Annotated in this window: 13 protein-coding genes; 2 read left to right on the top strand and 11 right to left on the bottom strand. The window is 41.1% G+C overall.

The window, feature by feature from the left end; all coding sequences use genetic code 11:
- Positions 1–24 precede the first annotated feature (24 nt).
- Positions 25–1,398, top strand: coding sequence for an MATE family efflux transporter (locus tag L0951_RS07550; RefSeq protein ID WP_234110619.1), 1,374 nt, complete (start codon positions 25–27; stop codon positions 1,396–1,398).
- 229 nt (positions 1,399–1,627) lie between these two features.
- Here L0951_RS07550 and L0951_RS07545 read toward each other — a convergent pair whose 3' ends face one another.
- The 5 genes from L0951_RS07545 to L0951_RS07525 form a co-directional block, all read right to left on the bottom strand.
- Positions 1,628–5,182 carry an efflux RND transporter permease subunit gene (locus L0951_RS07545; protein ID WP_234110618.1) on the bottom strand — a complete coding sequence of 1,185 codons (3,555 nt, stop codon included), beginning with the start codon at positions 5,180–5,182 and terminating at the stop codon, positions 1,628–1,630.
- Between the two features lie 33 nt (positions 5,183–5,215).
- Positions 5,216–6,469 (bottom strand): efflux RND transporter periplasmic adaptor subunit, encoded by a 1,254-nt coding sequence (locus tag L0951_RS07540; protein WP_234110617.1) that lies wholly within the window; start codon positions 6,467–6,469, stop codon positions 5,216–5,218.
- Positions 6,470–6,498: 29 nt separating this feature from the next.
- The gene (locus L0951_RS07535; RefSeq protein ID WP_234110616.1) at positions 6,499–7,836 is read right to left on the bottom strand and encodes a TolC family protein; all 1,338 of its coding nucleotides are present in this window, start codon (positions 7,834–7,836) and stop codon (positions 6,499–6,501) included.
- A 2-nt stretch (positions 7,837–7,838) separates the two neighbouring features.
- Positions 7,839–8,435, bottom strand: a complete 597-nt coding sequence (locus L0951_RS07530; protein ID WP_234110615.1) for a TetR/AcrR family transcriptional regulator — start codon at positions 8,433–8,435, stop codon at positions 7,839–7,841.
- A 157-nt stretch (positions 8,436–8,592) separates the two neighbouring features.
- On the bottom strand, positions 8,593–9,699 hold the full coding sequence (locus tag L0951_RS07525; protein ID WP_234110614.1) for a serine hydrolase domain-containing protein: 1,107 nt from the start codon (positions 9,697–9,699) through the stop codon (positions 8,593–8,595).
- A gap of 231 nt (positions 9,700–9,930) precedes the next feature.
- Between L0951_RS07525 and L0951_RS07520 the strand changes: the two genes are divergently transcribed.
- Complete coding sequence (locus tag L0951_RS07520; RefSeq protein WP_234110613.1) at positions 9,931–11,148, top strand: serine hydrolase domain-containing protein; 1,218 nt, start codon at positions 9,931–9,933, stop codon at positions 11,146–11,148.
- Positions 11,149–11,201: 53 nt separating this feature from the next.
- Here L0951_RS07520 and L0951_RS07515 read toward each other — a convergent pair whose 3' ends face one another.
- The 6 genes from L0951_RS07515 to cphA all read right to left on the bottom strand — a co-directional run bounded on the left by L0951_RS07515 (position 11,202) and on the right by cphA (position 18,383).
- Positions 11,202–11,621 (bottom strand): nucleoside-diphosphate kinase, encoded by a 420-nt coding sequence (locus tag L0951_RS07515; protein ID WP_234110612.1) that lies wholly within the window; start codon positions 11,619–11,621, stop codon positions 11,202–11,204.
- Between the two features lie 174 nt (positions 11,622–11,795).
- Positions 11,796–12,722 carry a ribosome small subunit-dependent GTPase A gene (gene rsgA, locus L0951_RS07510; RefSeq protein WP_234110611.1) on the bottom strand — a complete coding sequence of 309 codons (927 nt, stop codon included), beginning with the start codon at positions 12,720–12,722 and terminating at the stop codon, positions 11,796–11,798.
- 49 nt (positions 12,723–12,771) lie between these two features.
- Positions 12,772–13,839: a chorismate mutase gene (locus L0951_RS07505; protein ID WP_234110610.1), complete on the bottom strand. Its 1,068-nt coding sequence runs from the start codon at positions 13,837–13,839 to the stop codon at positions 12,772–12,774.
- A 37-nt stretch (positions 13,840–13,876) separates the two neighbouring features.
- Positions 13,877–14,476: a hypothetical protein gene (locus L0951_RS07500; RefSeq protein ID WP_234110609.1), complete on the bottom strand. Its 600-nt coding sequence runs from the start codon at positions 14,474–14,476 to the stop codon at positions 13,877–13,879.
- Positions 14,473–15,558 (bottom strand): DNA polymerase III subunit gamma/tau, encoded by a 1,086-nt coding sequence (gene dnaX, locus L0951_RS07495; RefSeq protein WP_234110608.1) that lies wholly within the window; start codon positions 15,556–15,558, stop codon positions 14,473–14,475. The genes L0951_RS07500 and dnaX overlap by 4 nt, the downstream gene beginning before the upstream one ends.
- 197 nt (positions 15,559–15,755) lie before the next feature.
- Positions 15,756–18,383 carry a cyanophycin synthetase gene (gene cphA, locus L0951_RS07490; protein ID WP_234110607.1) on the bottom strand — a complete coding sequence of 876 codons (2,628 nt, stop codon included), beginning with the start codon at positions 18,381–18,383 and terminating at the stop codon, positions 15,756–15,758.
- Positions 18,384–18,474: the final 91 nt, after the last annotated feature.

Genomic DNA, 18,474 nt, shown 5'->3' with positions numbered 1-18,474 from the left:
GCTGCAAATTTTTTTTCTGAATTCATGGCATTTCTCAATCCTCAATACACCAGATCCTGTCTAAAATTAGCGCTTCCCGTAATGCTGACTCAGGTCGGGCAAGTCTCCGTGAATCTGTTCGATAACATCATCGTGGGAAAATTGCTTGGTGCGCAGGCTTTAGCTTCCGTTTCATTGGGAAACGCTGTTTTTTTTTCGATTTTCGTTTTTGCACTGGGTTTTTCATTTGCCATTCCACCTTTGGTTTCGGAGGCACATTCCCAGCAAAAACATGAAACCATCAATTCCGTATTCCGCCACGGTTTTGTCATCAATATTGGAATTGGGCTCTTGCTCATGGTGATTCTTTATCTCGCTCTGCCCCTGCTTTATCACATGGATCAGCCAAAAGAAATCATACCCGATACGATTGGCTTTTTGGGAATCATGACTTTGAGTATGCTTCCTTTTATGGTGTTCCAGACTTTTCGTGAAGTATCAGAAGGGCTTTCATATACCATCGGTGTCACAAAGGCCACCATCATCGCTAATGTAATCAATATTGCTTTAAATTACGTGTTCATTAAAGGAATGTTTGGCCTTGATCCCATGGGAGTCCGCGGCTCCGCTTTGGCAAGTTTAATCGCCAGAATTTTCATGGCCGTTTTCCTGTATTTCGTCTTGCTGAAGGAGGAAAAGACGAGGAGATACATTAAAGATTTTTCGCTGAAAATTTCTGAATTCTCCAAATCAATGTTTGACAAAATGTTAAAAATCGGTTTTCCCACGGCACTGCAGATGTTTTTTGAAGTCACTGCTTTTGCTGGAGCTGCATTTATTTGCGGACTGGTTTCAGCGAGAGACATCGCCTCTCATCAGATTGCACTTTCCATGGCGTCTTTCACTTTTAACCTCTGTATCGGTTTCAGCGTGGCATCCACCGTGATGATTGGCCGAAAACTCGGTGAGCAAAACTACACAGAATTAAAGCAAGTGGGAATCAACAATCTAAAAATCGTGCTGATTTTCATGTTGTTATGTGGTGCTCTGTTCATTTTCGGGCGACACATTTTACCCACTTTCTTCACCAAAAAAGAAGATGTAGATGTGATTGTCTTGGCATCGAAATTACTGATTATCGCGGCGCTTTTTCAACTTTCGGATGGAATCCAGGTCGTTGCTTTAGGGAGCCTACGAGGAATCCAGGACGTGAAAATCCCGTCGATGATTACCTTTGTCGCATATTGGTTGATATCTATCCCTTTAGGTTACTTCTTGACTGTGCCTTTAAAAATGGGGGCATTCGGTATGTGGATAGCGCTTGGACTGGGATTGACAATTTCTGCAGTATTACTCGTTTACCGTTTCCTAAAGCTCTCTCAAAGGAAAATTGATCAAGCAAATCGGCTGTATTTTTGAAAATTTCGCGGAGCATCTTTTTTTGAATAAATTATTTAAGCCTGGCTAAAAGAAAAAAGCCGTAATTCTTTCTTTTTGCTGAAATCTGTTTAGACTAAAGCCCCTGAAAAATCCAGTTCTTGAAAATGATTGAATTAAAAGGAAAATGAGTACTTGACTCATGCTGCCAGTCAAAATAAAATCCCCGAAAGAAATCTTTCAGGGATTTTTTAGATAAAATATTTCGGGTTTAAGCTTCCGGTGTCGGATGATCCAAATGAAACTGCTCTGGATATAGCGTTTTCAATCTTTCAATCTCTGCTGCTTCATCTTCGGCATCATGCTCATGTCGTTTCATATATTTTCTTCTCGCGTTGATTTTTCGTTTCGAAACAATGTAGAACATCACCGGAACGATAATCAAAGTGAGGAAAGTAGCGAATGAAAGACCGAAAATAATGGTCCATGCCAATGGTCCCCAAAACGCAACATTATCACCACCCAACGAGAAATGCGGATTAAGCTCGGTCAAGAACGAAGCCACATCGAAATTCAGTCCGATTGCCAGTGGAATCAGCCCCAAGATCGCAGTGGTTGCAGTGAGCAGAACGGGTCTCAAACGTTCTTTTCCGGATTGTACAATGATTGCCTTCACTTCTTCAAGTTCCAGGTCATCATGGGTTTCCACCCCTTTTTCGTGAACCTTTTCATCGAGTTTCAAGACAAAAAAGTCCATCAGTACTATACCGTTTTTTACTACAACTCCCGCAAGCGAGATAATTCCCATCATGGTCATCAAGATTACGAAATCCATTCCGAAAATCGACAATCCCAGGAAAACTCCCGCAAAACTCAGCAATATGGTGGTCATGATGATCAGCGTTTTTGAAAGTGAGTTGAACTGGAATACGATAATTGAAGTCACCATTGCCATTGCCAAGAAAAGGGCAAACAACAGGAAGTTCATGTTTTTTCCCTGCTCTTCCTGCTCCCCACCAAAACGGTAGGTAATTCCCTCTGGAGCCTGGTAATTCTTTAGCGCAGCCTGAATTTTCTGTACAATCTCATTAGCATTATAGCCTTTCAGAACACCGGAATAAATCATGATGGTTCTGGTGTTGTCTTTTCTTTTAATCTTATTAAAGGTACTTTCTTCTTTGGTTTTTGCAAAAGTAGAAATTGGTACCTGCACCACTCCTTGCGGACCCTGCAACACGATCGGCTGACTGAACAGCAGATTGAGATTTCTTCTCTGGTCCTGCTGCATCCTCACTGCAATGTCGTAATCTTCCTTCAGGTCTTTAAAGGTGGAGATATTTTGTCCGAACAGGGCTCTCCTGATTGAAATTCCAGTGTAGGCAGTGGAAATACCGAGGTTTCCAGCAGTTTCCCGATCAATATCGATAATCAGTTCAGGACTTTCTTTATTGATATCAGATTGCAGCTTTTCAATTCCGGAAATCCCCTGCTCATTGATGAACTTGATCATTTTTTTGGATTCACCGAGAAGCTGGTCGTAATCGTCACCTTTCAATTCAATAGAAATCGGAAATCCAACAGGTGGACCGTTCGCATCTTTTTCCACCGTGTAGATAAATCCCGGAATATTTGGAATTGCTTTTCGAATTTGTTCCATGACCTCTGCCGTATTTACTCCTCTTCTTTTTGCAAATTCTACATAAGTCACCACAATTTTAGATTTAAATGGCGTGTCTGCTTGGGAACCGGCATCCACTTGCGGATTGATCGCTCCTTTTCCCACCGTGGTCACCATAGATTCCACCAGGTAATTTTTGCCGGTATTCTCGTCTTTATACTGATTTAAGACATTCAGAATCTTTCCTTCCACTTGTTTGGTCGCATGATTGGTTTTCCCGATATCTGTTCCCTGCGGATATTCCATATACACTATAGTTTGTCTGGGGATATTTTCCGGAAAGAAAAGTACTTTAGACCGTCCGATTCCCATCATTGCGCCATACAAAATAAATGAAAATACTAAAATCCCAACAACCAGGAAAAATGCATTACGGGGTTTTTTGCCCACCAAAAGTTTCTCAATGAATTTCTGATATCTTTCTGCCAATCTTGGGAAAAAAGTGAACTGGAAGTGTTCGATTTTATCATGGAAAAATCCTTTGTAGAGCCAAATTGCGAGAATCCCCAACACCGAAACAGTCACCACTCCTAAGAAGTATTTTACGCCGGTCACAATTCTGAGTATTCCAAAAACAACGATCAGAATTCCAAAGATCATCGTATATTTTTTCGCTTGTTTACTGGTAATATTCCTGTTTTCCAAACTCATGGATCCAGCCGTCATGGAAGCGTTGATGACCAATGCCACGAAAAGTGAAGCCATCAAAGTCACTGAAATGGTAATCGGGAAATATTTCATAAACTGGCCCATAATTCCCGGCCATAAAAGCATTGGAAGGAATGCAAAAACCGTTGTCAAAGTGGAAGTAATAACCGGGAAAGCAATCTCGCCAATCCCGAATTTGGAAGCCAATCGCCTCGGAAGTCCTTTCTCCATATTGGCGTAAACATTGTCCACCACTACGATTCCGTCATCCACCAACATTCCGAGTCCCATTACCATTGCGAAAAGCACCATGGTATTTAAAGTAATTCCCGCATTTTGAAGAATGGCAAACGCAATCAACATCGACAATGGAATTGCGGTTCCTACAAAAAGGGCATTTTTCATTCCCATTGAAAAGCTCAAAACTCCCATTACCAAAAGAATCCCGATCAAAATATGGTTTGCCAGTTCATTCACCTGGTGTTCCACGGCCGAAGACTGATCGGAGGTAAGCGAGATTTCTACATCTTTTGGAATGTAGGTCTCTTTTGCTTTTTCAATTTTCTCTTTCGCCTGGTCAATCGCAGAAATCATGTTGGTTCCTGCCCGTTTTTTAAGGTTGATCATCACCACGTCTTTTCCGGATTCCCGTGCATAGGTGGTTTTTTCTTTTTCCTGGAAACTTACGTTGGCAATATCCCGGATCCTCACTCCAGGTTTCACCATAAACGACTCAATATCCGATGGTTTTGAAATCTGTCCTTTGATACGGACATTCTCCCGGTTTCCAATGGTAATCAGATTTCCTCCCGAAATGGTGATGTTTTCATTTTTGATGGCGTTAATGACCTGGTCAAAACTCACTCCTGCTGCATTCATCTTGAAGATATCTATCGCCACTTCCACTTCGTTATTATCAACACCCAAAATAGTGGCTTCTTTCACTTCGGGAATATTCTCCAGATCATCCTTAATCAATCTTGCGTATTGCCTTAAATTGAATTTCGGGTAATCACCTTTCACATTGATGTTCAGAATCGGGAACTCCTCGGAAATATTCAGGTCGAAGACGTTGGGTTCCACTTTGGATCCGGTATCCAGATTCGGCCATTCCTGATCGCCTTTCGCTTCGTCGGTCTTATCCTTGATTCTTTGTTTAGCTTCTGCAATCTTTACTTTTGGATCAAATTCCACGGTGATCAAACTGTAATCCTGAAAAGAGTTGGAAGTCACTTTCGTAATCCCGGAAACGTTTTTGTATTTGTCTTCCAGTTTCTTGGTGATCATTTTCTCCACATCTTCTGCCGAGTTTCCTGGATAGATGGAGGAAATATAGATATTATTCTGAACCACCTCCGGAAAACTTTCACGCGGCATGGAAAAAAATGAATAGATTCCAAGGATTACGATGATAAAAGTCAACACGTAAACCGTGGTTCTGTTATCTACCGCCCAACTCGAAATAAACGATTCCTTATGATGGTGTGTATTTTCGCTCATAATTTTGCTTTAATTCAAATTAATGTTCAATGATTATTGGGCAAGTTTTACTTTTTGTCCGTTAGTCAGGTTTTTGGAACCGTCTGTGATGAGCTGGTCTCCCACACTTAATCCGCTGGTTACTTCCACCATGTTTGAGGATTTTTCGCCCAAATTCACATAGACTTTTTTCGCCACTGCCTCATTTCCGTTCATCTTGGTCGCCACGAAAACATAACTTTTGTAGGCAGCATCATCATAAACATAATTTTGAGGAATCTGAATCGCGCTGGGATTAACATAAGATTCGATACTTACTTGTGCCAAAAGATTTGGCTTCACAATTCCACCATAACTTGAAACCGGAATCTCGATCTTAAAAGTTCTGTTTGCCGGATCGATATAGTTTCCAACCAATCTGATGCGGGAACTGATATTTTGATTAATGGCAGGCAGGAAGACCTTCACCGGAGTTCCTACTCTGATTTTTGCCAGATAATTTTCCGGAACATTTGCCTGAATCCTCATCAGATCCAGTGAAATCAATTTCACGATGTTTGATCCCGGCGAAACAACCTGCCCGTTTTGGGTCACCACTTCGTCAATCACTCCGCTGAAAGGTGCTACAATGGCAGTTTTTGCCAGATTTGCCTTAATAGCATCCGCTGCTTTTTGGGTAGCAGAAACCTGATTCTGTGCGGCTGTAATTTGGCTCTGAATAGCTTCATAATTGGTCTTTGCCTGCAAATACTGGAACTCAGAACCAATTTTCTGCTTCCAGAGTGCAGCTTGTTTTTCGTAGGCAATTTTTGCCAAATTTGCATTGGCCTTGATTTGTTGCAGCTGTGCATTGGCAGCCGAAACTTGGATTAAAGCCTGCTTGTGCTGATCATTCAAACCTCCGTCTGCTACTCTACCAATCACTTGACCTTTACTTACATTTTGACCTTTTTTTACGTAAAGACTTAGCAATCCCGAAAAATTTGGTTGCACCATCACATCCTGATCAGTGGTCACATTTCCTTGGATATCGAAATGCTGTACGAAATTCGTCAGTTCCAATTTCTGAATGGACACCACTCCGCTCGCGGTTGGCGTTGCACCGAGAGAAGTAAGTTTGGTGTCTATGCTTGTCATCACCTGGTTGATGCTGTCTAGCTTGAATTTTTGTCTTTCCTTGTATTTCTGAAGTCCTGCCACATCTTTGTTTTTGATCAAAGTTTCGAGTTGTGCGTCTTTTGTGATGGTTTCCTTTTTACAGGCGGTAGAAGCCGAAAGGACTATGATAGGGATCAAGAATTTTTTCATAATGTTTATTTTTTCGTATCAGTTTTTGATTATAATTTTCCGAGGGCTTCGTCAAGTTTTGTTTTGGCCTGAATTAGATTTAAGGCAGATTGGTAATATTGTGCCTGCGAATTATACAGTTGCGTTTCTGCCTGTTGCAGATCGAAACTCGAACCCATTCCTTCCTTGAATTTAATTTGCTGCTTATTGTAGATACTTGAAGAAAGCTTAATTAACTCCAGTGCATTTTTGTAAGAATTATAAGCATTGTCATAATCTACCGACGCAGAATAGGCATTGTTTTTCAAAGTCTTTTCCATATCTTGCAAATCAAGTTGTGATTTTTTCAAGTCTAGTTTGGCTTGCTCAGTTTGCCAATGGCGCTGAAATCCACTAAAAATAGGGACATCCAGCTGCAGTCCCAAAATAGTGGAATTGAACCATCTGTTGTTGGTGTCAAAAATCTTGAATTGGTTATTCCCGGTATTATAGGCAGTATTCGCAAAACCGGAAAGACTAGGCAAAGCGTAGGATTTCTGTAATCTGAGTTTCAGTTCATTGAGCTTCAGCTGGTTCTGTTTTAAGCGATAGTCAATATGATTATTCAAATCCAATTGATTTTCAAGATCAACCAATCCTTCATTTTTCTGAATTAATTCATCCAAGGACGAGCTCAGCGAAATAGGCTGATCAAGCGGATATCCCATCAGATATTTCAGGGTCATCATCAGTTTCTTTCGGTCTCTCGTCAAATTTTGCTGATTGGCTAAAAGACTTTTGTAGCTATACTCCTGTTGTTCCACATTTTGAAACTCGATAAGGCCTAATTGGTAGGTTTCCCGGGTATCATTCAGTGCTTTTTCCGCTACTTTTCTGTTTTCTTCAAGTGTCTTGATGTTTTCATCCACGACCAAAACAGCGGTATAAGACATCAAAATTCCTTCTTTTATTGAAATCTGCGTCTTTTCCTCCGCCAAAGCCATCGTTTCTTTAAAAGCCTTTGAAGATTGCAATCCCACCAAATAGGAACCATTGAAAATCAATTGTGTCAAAGTCAAACCCGCATTGGCATTGTGTTTCAATCCCATGGGAAACTCTGTTACCGTTCCGGGAGGAGCGTCACTACCCGGAAACTGACTCGCATCGATAAGTGTCACCGGAATTTTGAGGTAATAATTGTATTTCGCCTGACCGCTGATTTGTGGCAAACCAATTCCAATAGTTTCCTTTACCTTTTGGTCCGCAATCGTTCGGTCAATTTTTGCCTTTTGCACCGCTACATTATGGTCAATTGCATATTGCCAGGATTCGTCGATGGTAAAAGACTGCTGCCCGAAAGCCAGCGACGAAATTGCCGTGACTGCGAAGAATTGAATAACTTTCTTCATTGTTAACTGTTTATTTTTTTTAATATTTCTTTTCCTTTTTCGGTGGTGATGGCATGCATATACATCATCAAAGCTTCATCATGAAATTCTTCATAATCTACCTCCTCTTCAGCAAAAAAAGGAGTGCTGTCATAGGACAGCATGATTTGAAAAATAAATTTGGCATAGAGTTCTGCATTGAAACCATCTCGATAATATCCCTGTTTTCTTCCTTTTTCGATGTTTCCTATCAAAACGTCGGAAAACTTGGATGAAAAATTCACCATATGTTTATTGAAAATCGCAGGATAATATTTACGCAATTGCCTGATGAATACTGAGTTATTGGAATTGATTGCGCTTTCAACCTCTGTATCCTTGCAAAACATACGCTCTACCGCATTGTCGAATTCCTGGTCCAGCTCCTTCATTCTTTTGATAATATCCTGAAGTTTATAAGCCAGTACATCTTCAATCAATTCCTCTTTATTTCTGTACATTTGGTACAAAGTCTTCTTGGAAATACCGAATTCTTTCGCAACATCATCCATGGTAAGGGTTTTCGCACCATTTTTCAAAAACAATTTGGTAGCCTTCTGTAAAAAAACTTGATCTGCCATGACAAAAATTTCGGTTGCAAAGATACGAAGGGAAACTAAAAAACCAAAAAAGTTTCCAAGTTTTTTAGTTAAGTTTTGTTCAACTTAAAATTAAATAACGTGCAAATGCAGCTTTTACTTTAAATAAATACTTTAAATGATCGCTGAATCTATTGCTCTATTTCAAAATCCTGACAATTTTTCGGTAAAAATCATCCGGAAGATTTTGCGGATTTTGATAGTTGTAAGCAATGACGATGGTTGCACCCGTTTCCCGATGGTGCATCATTATTGTGCTGTAACCAAAGAGCTCCCCGGTATGTCCCCAATAACCGTCGCCGAATGTCAACAATCCTAAACCATAAGTGGCGGCATGTTTGTCCGGAATCGGCAAACCCATGAATATCTGGCTGTGCAATTCTGCGCTGATCATTTTGCCTTCCACCAAACTTTCAACCCATGTTTTTAAGTTTCCTGCATTGGAAATCATCGCGCCTGCTGCGCCCGCATAAGACGGATCAAAATATTCCGAAACCTCGAAATCATAAACTCCCGGCGTGAGATCTGTTTCATACCCTTTCATATAATTAAAAGGCATAAAATTATTATTTGGAAAGACGGTTCGGGTCAGTTTTAAGGGATTCAGAATTCGGGAATTGTAATTTTCAGCCAAGGTTTTTCCAGTGATCTTGGTGATGATCATTCCAAGCAAAACCGTGTTGCTGTTGCTGTAATTTCCCTTTGTTCCGGGGTTAAACAGCAACGGCCTGTCTTTCACCAGACCAATCAATTCTTCCGGATGCCACTGATGAAGTGGATCGCTGGTCAGAATACTGCCAAACTCCGGCGTAGCGGTATATTCGGGAATTCCACTCGTCATATTGGCGAGATTTCTGACCGATATCATTGCACCATTAGGAAAATCCGGGAAAAATTTCGAAATTTTATCTTCCAGCAATAATTTTTTTTCATCAACCAGCTGTAAAAGAAGGGAAACGGTAAAAGTTTTCGTCAAACTTCCGGCACGAAAGTTAAAATCTGATTGCACAGGATTTTGGGCAATAATATCGGCAACCCCTTTTCCTTCTATATATTCAAATTTTTTCTGAGGCGCCCAAACTCCTATCACCATTCCCGGTAATCCGGTTTTTTGCAGGATAGAATCCGCTATAAAATCAAGTTTTTGACGAATTTGAGAATTCTCATCCACAGAATCAGTCCTTGAACAAGACAAAAAAAATACGGATGCCGCCGCTGCAGTCATTGCACAAAAAAGCATTTTCATATACTGGTCATTTTTCTAATCATGAACAATTTGATCGTCCTTCCTACTTAATTTTCCTCGTTAAAGATGCGAATTTTTTTTTAACTAAAATTGATTTTCAGCCGAATCGCTCATTATTCTTAAATAAAATTCAAAAAGACCATTCAAAAAATGAGAATTTAAAATAAAAATTAAAGATTAAATATGTTTTCTCGAAAAACATTAACTTTGACGAAACCAATTTTCCCCCGCATGAAATCGTTAAAACCGTTAATCCTGTCTGTAATTTTCGCATGTACTGCAACTTCCTGTGCCACCCAAAAATCCGTGACCGACCAAAAAAATTTCGAGAATGCGGTAACCCAAATGCACTCCAGGTTGGAAGATTTGGTAAAAAAAGACGTTCCTTCCTTTAATGTGCTGATGAAAACGCCAAAAGGAGAATTTTTCTACAGTGCAGTAGGGAAAAACGGGAAACCCGTCACTAAAAATGACTGGTTCAGAATTGCGAGTAACACCAAAAACCTCACCGCCACCGCGATTCTAAAAATGATGCAGGATGGCTGGCTCAACATCGACGATAAAATTACGCAGAATATACCGGGAACGAATATTTCTTACACTTCTGATGAACCTGAACTGCAGTTCCCGCACCGTGATCTGATTACCATCAAGGAGCTGCTGCAACATAATGCGGGTGTTTATGACCTTTCAAATGACACCTCGCAATTGAATATAGGCGGCAAAACTTATACCGACTTTATTCTGGAAAAAGATCCGCTTCACAAGATTACTACCGAGGAATGTCTTAGAATTTTGAAGGAAAAAAATCTAACTTATGGTGTTCCAAACACGGTTTACCATTATTCTAATGTAGGTTACTATATTCTGGGAGACATCATTTCAAAAGTCTATTCCGCGAAGTCCGCTGCCAAGAAATCCTACGCAGACTATCTTCATGATTATGTGACGGGTCCTGCTGCGAAAGTCCCATTGCAGGTGAGATTCGTGGATTCGCCATATGACCAAGAACTTCCCAGTCCACTCGTCATCGGAAGCATCTATTTCGATGGTGAATTATATGCGGTAGAGAAAGAAAATATTGCAGGAAATGTAGCGGGAGGAAACGGAATTGGCACCATGGAAGATCTTTCCAAATATATCAGCACCCTATTTTCTGGAAAAAATGTGCTGAACCGAAAATCCATCGAACTGATGACCAAAAGTTACGGCGTGAAGCAGGACAGAGAAAAATACGCGTTAGGGACGGTGACTTTTCCCGGACTCGGTTATGGTCATCATGGAACACTTGCCGGCTGTATGTCTGAAATGATGTATGATCCAGAAACCGGTGTTTCCGTGGTGATTTTAATCCCATTTTATGATTTCAGCAATATGGATATTTTGATTCAAAGTCACGACATGATGAAAACGGCGGCTATGGAGGCAAGAAGATCAGTGGGATACTAAAAAAAATAAAGTCTGGAAAAAATCCAGACTTCAAATACTGTAAAGAAAATTTCTTAGAAAATTTCTCTTCCCGAAAAATGAAACTGTGCTTCAATCAACGCGTTTTCATCAGAATCTGATCCGTGAACCGCATTTTCTCCTACGCTTCTTGCAAACATCTTTCTGATGGTTCCTTCCGCAGCATCAGCTGGATTGGTAGCCCCGATCAAAGTTCTGAAATCTTCCACCGCATTATCTTTTTCAAGAACCGCAGCAACAATTGGTCCTGAACTCATGAACTCCACCAATTCCCCATAAAAAGGTCTTGCTGCGTGAACTTTGTAGAATTTTTTCGCATCCGCTTCAGTAAGTTGAGTAAGCTTTAATGCTTTGAATTTGAAACCTGCCTCTGCAATTTTCCCCAAAATAGCACCAATATGACCATCTGCAACCGCATCCGGTTTGATCATGGTGAACGTAATTTTACCTGACATATATCTTGTTTTATTTGCTTGCAAAATTAAGAAAAAGATTCCTATATTTGCAGAGGAAATTCTATTCAAGAGAGCCATTTTTTTTGGCACGGAAATTGTAATTTAATTTTCGATTCTCATGTTTAATTTGAGTTTTCATGGTTATTAGTTTTTACCCAGCTTCGGCTGGGTTTTTTATTTGCCGGAATTTTCTTCCGCCTCTTCCATGAGCTTTAGATAGGTAAAGTAACGCGAATCCTCTATTTCACCGGATTCCACGCTTTGCAAAACCGCACATTTCGGCTCGTTGATGTGCAGACAATTATGGAATTTACAGTTTCTGCCGATCTCGAAAATTTCTGGAAAATAATGTTGGATCTCCTCTTTTTCCACATCAATCATTGCAAATTCACGAACACCGGGTGTATCGATGACACTTCCCCCGAAATGCCAAAAATGCATCTGGGCAAAAGTGGTCGTATGTTTTCCTTTAAGGTGGGTTTCCGAAATTTCAGAAGTCTTCAGATTCAGTTCCGGTTCTAAAGCATTGACCAAAGTAGATTTGCCACTTCCGGAATGTCCGAAAAATACCGACACCTTGTCTTTCAATGTATTTTGCACTACATCCAGATTCAGCTTTGAATAAGACGAAATCTCCAAAGTTTCATAGCCAATTTCCCGGTAAAGAGATTCTATATTTTCAACTTTTTCGTTTTCATCGGAATTGAGAACATCCATCTTATTGAACAAAATGAGAGGTTTGATGCTGTAAGCTTCGCAGCAAGCCAGAAAGCGGTCCAAAAACCCAAGCGAGGTTTCCGGATGTTTCAGGGTGAACAGAAAACAGGCAACATCAATATTGGAGGCAATGATGTGCGATTCCTTGGAAAGATTCACGGATTTGCGAATCAGGTAATTTTTCCGGGGTTCGATCTTGGTAATCCACGCCACATCGTCCTGTTCTAAAGAAAACTCCACCCAATCGCCCACCGCGAGCGGATTAGTGAGCCGGGTTTTAATCAGTTTGAATTTCCCGCGGATTCTGGCCTCGAAAAACCTTCCTGTTTCGGTTTCCAAAACCTGGTACCAACTGCCGGTGGATTTTGTGATAAGACCTTTCAAATATTTCCGGTATTAATTAATGATGAAAATGGATTACTTCTAATACGTTTTAAACCTTGTTCTGAATCTCGACGGATTCTTCATGAATCGCCTTGAAAACTTTCTCGATAAATTCTGCCGACATTCCGATCTCTCCGGCTTTCTGCACCGCGTACTCCGTGATGATTTTCCATCTTTCCGGTTGAAAAATCGCGATGTTGTTGGCTTTTTTCAAGGTGCCAATCTTTTCGGAAATCTTCATTCGTTGCGCCAAAATCTCAATCAGCTGCGAATCCAGTTCCGAAATCAGGGTTCGGTGTCTTCCCATTTCTTCATCAAAACCGGAAATATCAAGGTTTCTAAGCTTCAGATTTTTGATCAGTTCTGCCAGAACTTCTGGCGTGATTTGTTGCGATGCGTCACTCCAAGCTTCATTCGGATTGCAGTGGGTTTCAATCATCGCGCCATCATATCCCAAATTCAGCGCTTCCTGAGCGATATCAGCTAATCCCGTTCTGTTTCCACAAATATGAGATGGATCCACAATCATCGGGATATTTGGAAATTGGTTTCTAAAATCCAGCGCAATCTGCCAGTTCGGAACATTCCGGTATTTTGTTTTTTGATACGTCGAAAAACCGCGGTGAATTACCCCGATATTCTTCACATTTTGTACCAATAATCTTTCCAAAGCACCGATCCATAAAGCCAGATCGGGATTCACCGGATTCTTCACCAGGACTGTTTTCTCAGTTCCTTTTAGCGCTTCGGCAATTTCCTGAACGGTAAATGGATTTACGGTCGACCGTGCACCAATCCACAAAATATCAACATCGGCTTCCAAGGCGGCTTCCACGTGATGCGCATTCGCAATTTCGGTAGTAATTTTAAACCCATATTCTTCTCTGACCTTCTTCAGCCAGTTCAAACCAATGATTCCAACACCTTCAAAACCGTTGGGCTTGGTTCTGGGCTTCCAGATTCCTGCACGGAAAATCGGCACATCGGCTCCGCTTTTTTTTATTCTTTCAGCCGTTTCCAACATCTGTATTTCACTTTCTGCACTGCATGGTCCGGCTATGATCAGAGGTTTCTGAAATTCTTTGATCCAGTTATTTTCTAATTCTTGTAAGGTCATTTATCTTCAAGTCAAAAAATTCGCTTTTGACTGCATTTTAATTAAGGTCAAATTTTAAAAGGTCATCCAACTCGCGTAATACGGGATTGATCGCAGCAAATTTATCAAAAATCATTCTCTTGGTTACAATTTCCCTTTTCATCGAAACATCTTTTCTGTACTCCAGCTGAATATTGAAATGATTCACCTTCCGCATAAATCTGCCAAAAAACTCCTCTCTGATTTTTTCGAATTCACTTTTTGCCGATGATGATGGATAAATGATTTCCACAGTATTTTCATCCTGTTTTTTCAATTGAAAAGAATGGATCGCATTGTAGATAATCACGTCTTTTTCCTTCAGTTCTTCCAGATAATTTTGCCAGGAATCATGCAAATCAGTTTCCGTAAAATGGTTGCTTGGCAATTCCACTTTTTCGGTAGTTTCTTCGTTTTCGTCTTTAGAATCTGAACGCTGCAAAGTAGCCTCAATGCTGAATCTTGAACGAGATTTTTCTTTCGCGATAGGTTGGGAAACAGTTTGCGGCTTGGTTGGATCAGGCTGCTTTGCAGAAGCAATTTCCGGACGGGCATCTTCTGAAACAACTGTTTTTTGAACAGTTGCGGAAGCGGTGCTAAGAAGCGGTGCTATAATCATGAATTTTTTTTTTTAGAATCTGCCCCATTCGCCTTCAGTGAAGAAAGTTGCATCAATCCAATTTCCACCGTCAATCGAGGATTTTTGGAGTTTTTATAGTTAATGTCTGCGTGATTGCAAATCTCAATTGCGTCGATCAATTGCTGCGGATTCCACTTCTTTGCTTGCTCTGCGTATTTTGCCTTAGTCTTTTCACCTACTTCTATTAAACTCAAAGTGTTTGAATTTTGCGCCATCATCAAATCGCGGAAGTGGCTTCCCAAACCGGCGATAAACTGGTGCGGATCGAAACCTTTTTTCACGATTTCATTAAAAGCGAAAAGTGTGTCTGAAATTTTGTTATCATGAGCCAAGTCCACGATATTCAGATATTGGTCATAATCCAAAATATTCAGCACTTCAGCAGCTTTTGCAAGTGTAATATTTTTCTGGGTAAATGTTGAAAGCCGGTCAAAAATCGATAGTGCATCACGAAGCGCACCATCAGCTTTTTGGGCGATCAGGTACAGTGCGTCGTCTTCATATTTAACGCCTTCTTTCTCGGCAATTTTTTTCAGATGCTCCTGAATGTCTTCAATGGTGATCCTTTTGAAATCATAAATCTGACAACGCGACAAAATCGTCGGGATAATCTTGTGTTTTTCAGTGGTCGCCAAAATAAAAATGGCGTGGGAAGGCGGCTCCTCCAAAGTTTTCAAAAACGCGTTAAACGCCGCTGAAGAGAGCATGTGAACCTCATCAATAATATAGATTTTGAACTTTCCGACTTGTGGAGCGAAACGAACCTGGTCGGTCAGTTCGCGGATGTCTTCCACCGAATTGTTGGAAGCGGCATCGAGTTCAAAAATATTATAGGCGAACCCATCTTCGGAAGTGGATCCGTCTCTCTCATTGATTTTTCTGGCGAGAATTCTGGCACAGGTGGTTTTCCCGACTCCTCTCGGACCGCAGAAAAGCAGTGCCTGAGCGAGCTGGTTTTCCTCAATGGCGTGTTCCAGCGTGTCTGTAATGTGCGACTGACCGACAACAGTCTCAAACTCTTGCGGGCGGTATTTTCTTGCTGAAACCACAAAATTTTCCATCGGTCAAAAATAGGGAAATATTTGGGAAAATGAAAGGGGCAGTATATTGGATTTTTGTTTATTCTGCAACAAGCTGCACCTTCAGTACGTTACAATTTCTGTTTAGATTATTTTTTTGAGAAATCACAACCATTTTCTACCCTCAAAAACTTGAGGCAGGGGTGAAATCTATTTTTCGGCAGATGGGCACTCCAACATCAAAACTTCCCCTCCTCCAAAATCTCCTTATTCTGGTATTCCTGCACCAAATCAATTGCATTGGAAACCACGTCTGAAAGTGCGGTGATAAAAGTGCCTTCTTCCGCCATACTGATGGCGTGTTTCAGCGCCTCAATTTCTTTAGGTATGATTTCGTAATTCACCGGACTGCCCGATTCCTGAAGCCCTGAAATAAGGAGACTGTTGATCTCCTCTTCGGTTCTGCCGCGAAGATGTTTTTCGTTTCTGATGATAATATGGTCAAACATTCTTCCGGCGATTTTTCCACATTCGAAAATATCCTCGTCGCGTCGGTCACCAACTCCTGCGATGATACCGATTTTCTTGGTGGCATCCACGTTTTTCAGAAAATCTTCAATTGCCTCATAACCTGCAGGATTGTGCGCGAAATCAATCAGGACCTTGTAATTCTTAAACTTAAATATATTCAGCCTTCCCGGAGTCAGCTGCGCACTGGGAATGAAGGTTCGAAGAGAGTTTGCGATGTCCTCAATTTCAAAACCGTGGAGATAAGTCGCCAAGCTTGCCGCCAAAACATTGGCAATCATAAACTTTGCTTTTCCGTCCATGGTAATCGGAATACTCGTTGCTTTCGCGATTCGGATCTTCCAGTCGCCTTTCTTGATGGTGATAAATCCTTCTTCGTAAACGCAGGAGATTTTTCCTTCCTTCGCAAATTTCCGGATGTACGGATTGTTTTCGTCTAAACTAAAGAGAGCCACTTTTGAATCGATATCCGGCATTAGCCGCATTGAATATTCATCATCTGCATTCATCACGCTCCACCCGTCTTTTTTCACCGAATCCAGCACAACCCTTTTTACCCGGGTCAAATCTTTCAGATTATGGATATCGCTCAATCCCAAATGATCTTCCTTAATATTGGTCAAAACACCGATGTCGCAATAGGAAAAACCTAATCCTGATCTGAGTATTCCGCCCCGCGCCGTTTCCAGAACTGCAAATTCCACTGTAGGATCTTTTAGGATAAATTCCGCGGAAATGGGTCCGGTGGTGTCACCTTTCGTCAACATGGTATTTTGGATATAGATCCCATCAGAAGTCGTGAAGCCAACTCTATAACCGTTATTTTTCACGATATGCGCGATCAATCTGGTCGTGGTGGTCTTTCCATTTGTTCCTGTGACTGCAATTATTGGAATTCTCACCGGTTTTCCCGGCGGATAAAGCATGTCCACAACTGGAGCCGCAACATTTCGCGGCAATCCTTCACTTGGGGCAAGATGCATCCGAAATCCCGGAGCGGCATTTACTTCCAAAATAGCACCTCCACTTTCTTTTAATGGCTGGGTGAGGTTTTCTGCCATGATATCGACTCCGCAAACATCCAAACCGATAATTTTTGAAATCCTCTCACACATCGTCACTATTTCTGGGTGAACCATATCCGTGACATCAATTGAAGTTCCGCCTGTAGAAAGGTTTGCTGTAGATTTTAGGTAGATAATTTCTCCTTTTTGCGGAATGGTTTCCAGCGAATAGCCTAATTTTTCTAAAAGTTCGTTCGTGTCTTTATCGACCAGGATTTCCGTCAATACATTTTCGTGGCCATATCCCCTCCTCGGATCAAGATTTTCCTGGTCAATGAGTTGCCGGATGTTTTTTTCGCCATCGCCCACCACGTTGGCCGGAACTCTCCTTGCTGCTGCTACCATTTTGTGGTTAATGACAAGAACCCGGAAATCGTAACCGGTGATATATCTTTCCACAATCACTTTCCTGGAAACGGTTTGCGCATGTTGAAGACCGATTCTTGCCGTATCCCAATCATTCACATTGATGGTTTGTCCACGACCGTGATTTCCGTCCAAAGGTTTCAGAACAATTGGATAGCCTATTCTACGGATCACTCGTTCCAAATCTTCCTCGTCCACCACCAAGTCTCCGATGGGGACAGGAATTGCGGCATCGTCCAGCATTTTTTTGGTGAGTTCTTTGTTACAGGCAATGTCCACTGCTATTGAACTCGTATTTCCGGTAATAGTAGCTTGAAATCGCTGTTGATTCTTGCCATAACCTAATTGAACCAATGAGTTTTTCCCCAAACGAATCCACGGAATATTTCTAGCCACCGCTTCCTCCACAATACTTCCGGTGGATGGACCCAATCTGACCTGTTCTCTGATTTCCCTTAATTTCTGAATACAGCTTTCCAGGTCATATTTCTTATTTTCAACCAGACAAAGGGCTATTTCTACCGATTGCTCTGCGGTGTAAATTCCGCAATTTTCTTCGATATAGGAAAACACAACATTGTAAATCCCAGGTGATTTCGTTTCACGAGTTCTTCCAAAACCGGTGTCCATTCCGGCCAAAGTCTGAATTTCGAGCGCGATGTGCTCGATCACATGTCCCATCCAGGTCCCCATTTCCACCCGGTGAAAGAAGCCGCCCTCCACTCCTTCCGAACAACGATGGCTGTATAAAGACGGAATCAACGCTTCCAGTCTTTCCCTAAAACCCGGGATCTTATTGGTTGGTAATTCTTCCAGTTCTTCTAAATCCAGACGCATTTGGATTAATTTTTTTCTTCTGATGCTCCAGATATTTGGACCTCTCAACACTTGTATTTTTTCGATTTTCATAGGGAAAAAGTCTTTGTTTAAGGGTTTGATTTTTCAAACATAATTTCAAAGATAATGGAAAAGCTTAAAAATTAGAAATAAATAATCAAAA

The organism is Chryseobacterium sp. R2A-55 (assembly GCF_021401085.1).
In the GTDB taxonomy this organism is placed as follows: Bacteria; Bacteroidota; Bacteroidia; order Flavobacteriales; family Weeksellaceae; genus Kaistella.
Note: the sequence above shows the minus strand (reverse complement) of the source record. Positions and strands in the feature narration are given on the sequence as shown.

Coding starts and splice junctions, on each gene's coding strand:
- L0951_RS07540 (WP_234110617.1), bottom strand. CDS start 6,469: ATGAAAAAATTCTTGATCCCTATCATAGTCCTTTCGGCTTCTACCGCC.
- L0951_RS07545 (WP_234110618.1), bottom strand. CDS start 5,182: ATGAGCGAAAATACACACCATCATAAGGAATCGTTTATTTCGAGTTGG.
- L0951_RS07550 (WP_234110619.1), top strand. CDS start 25: ATGGCATTTCTCAATCCTCAATACACCAGATCCTGTCTAAAATTAGCG.
- L0951_RS07500 (WP_234110609.1), bottom strand. CDS start 14,476: ATGATTATAGCACCGCTTCTTAGCACCGCTTCCGCAACTGTTCAAAAA.
- L0951_RS07530 (WP_234110615.1), bottom strand. CDS start 8,435: ATGGCAGATCAAGTTTTTTTACAGAAGGCTACCAAATTGTTTTTGAAA.
- cphA (WP_234110607.1), bottom strand. CDS start 18,383: ATGAAAATCGAAAAAATACAAGTGTTGAGAGGTCCAAATATCTGGAGC.
- L0951_RS07515 (WP_234110612.1), bottom strand. CDS start 11,621: ATGTCAGGTAAAATTACGTTCACCATGATCAAACCGGATGCGGTTGCA.
- dnaX (WP_234110608.1), bottom strand. CDS start 15,558: ATGGAAAATTTTGTGGTTTCAGCAAGAAAATACCGCCCGCAAGAGTTT.
- L0951_RS07525 (WP_234110614.1), bottom strand. CDS start 9,699: ATGAAAATGCTTTTTTGTGCAATGACTGCAGCGGCGGCATCCGTATTT.
- L0951_RS07505 (WP_234110610.1), bottom strand. CDS start 13,839: ATGACCTTACAAGAATTAGAAAATAACTGGATCAAAGAATTTCAGAAA.
- L0951_RS07520 (WP_234110613.1), top strand. CDS start 9,931: ATGAAATCGTTAAAACCGTTAATCCTGTCTGTAATTTTCGCATGTACT.
- L0951_RS07535 (WP_234110616.1), bottom strand. CDS start 7,836: ATGAAGAAAGTTATTCAATTCTTCGCAGTCACGGCAATTTCGTCGCTG.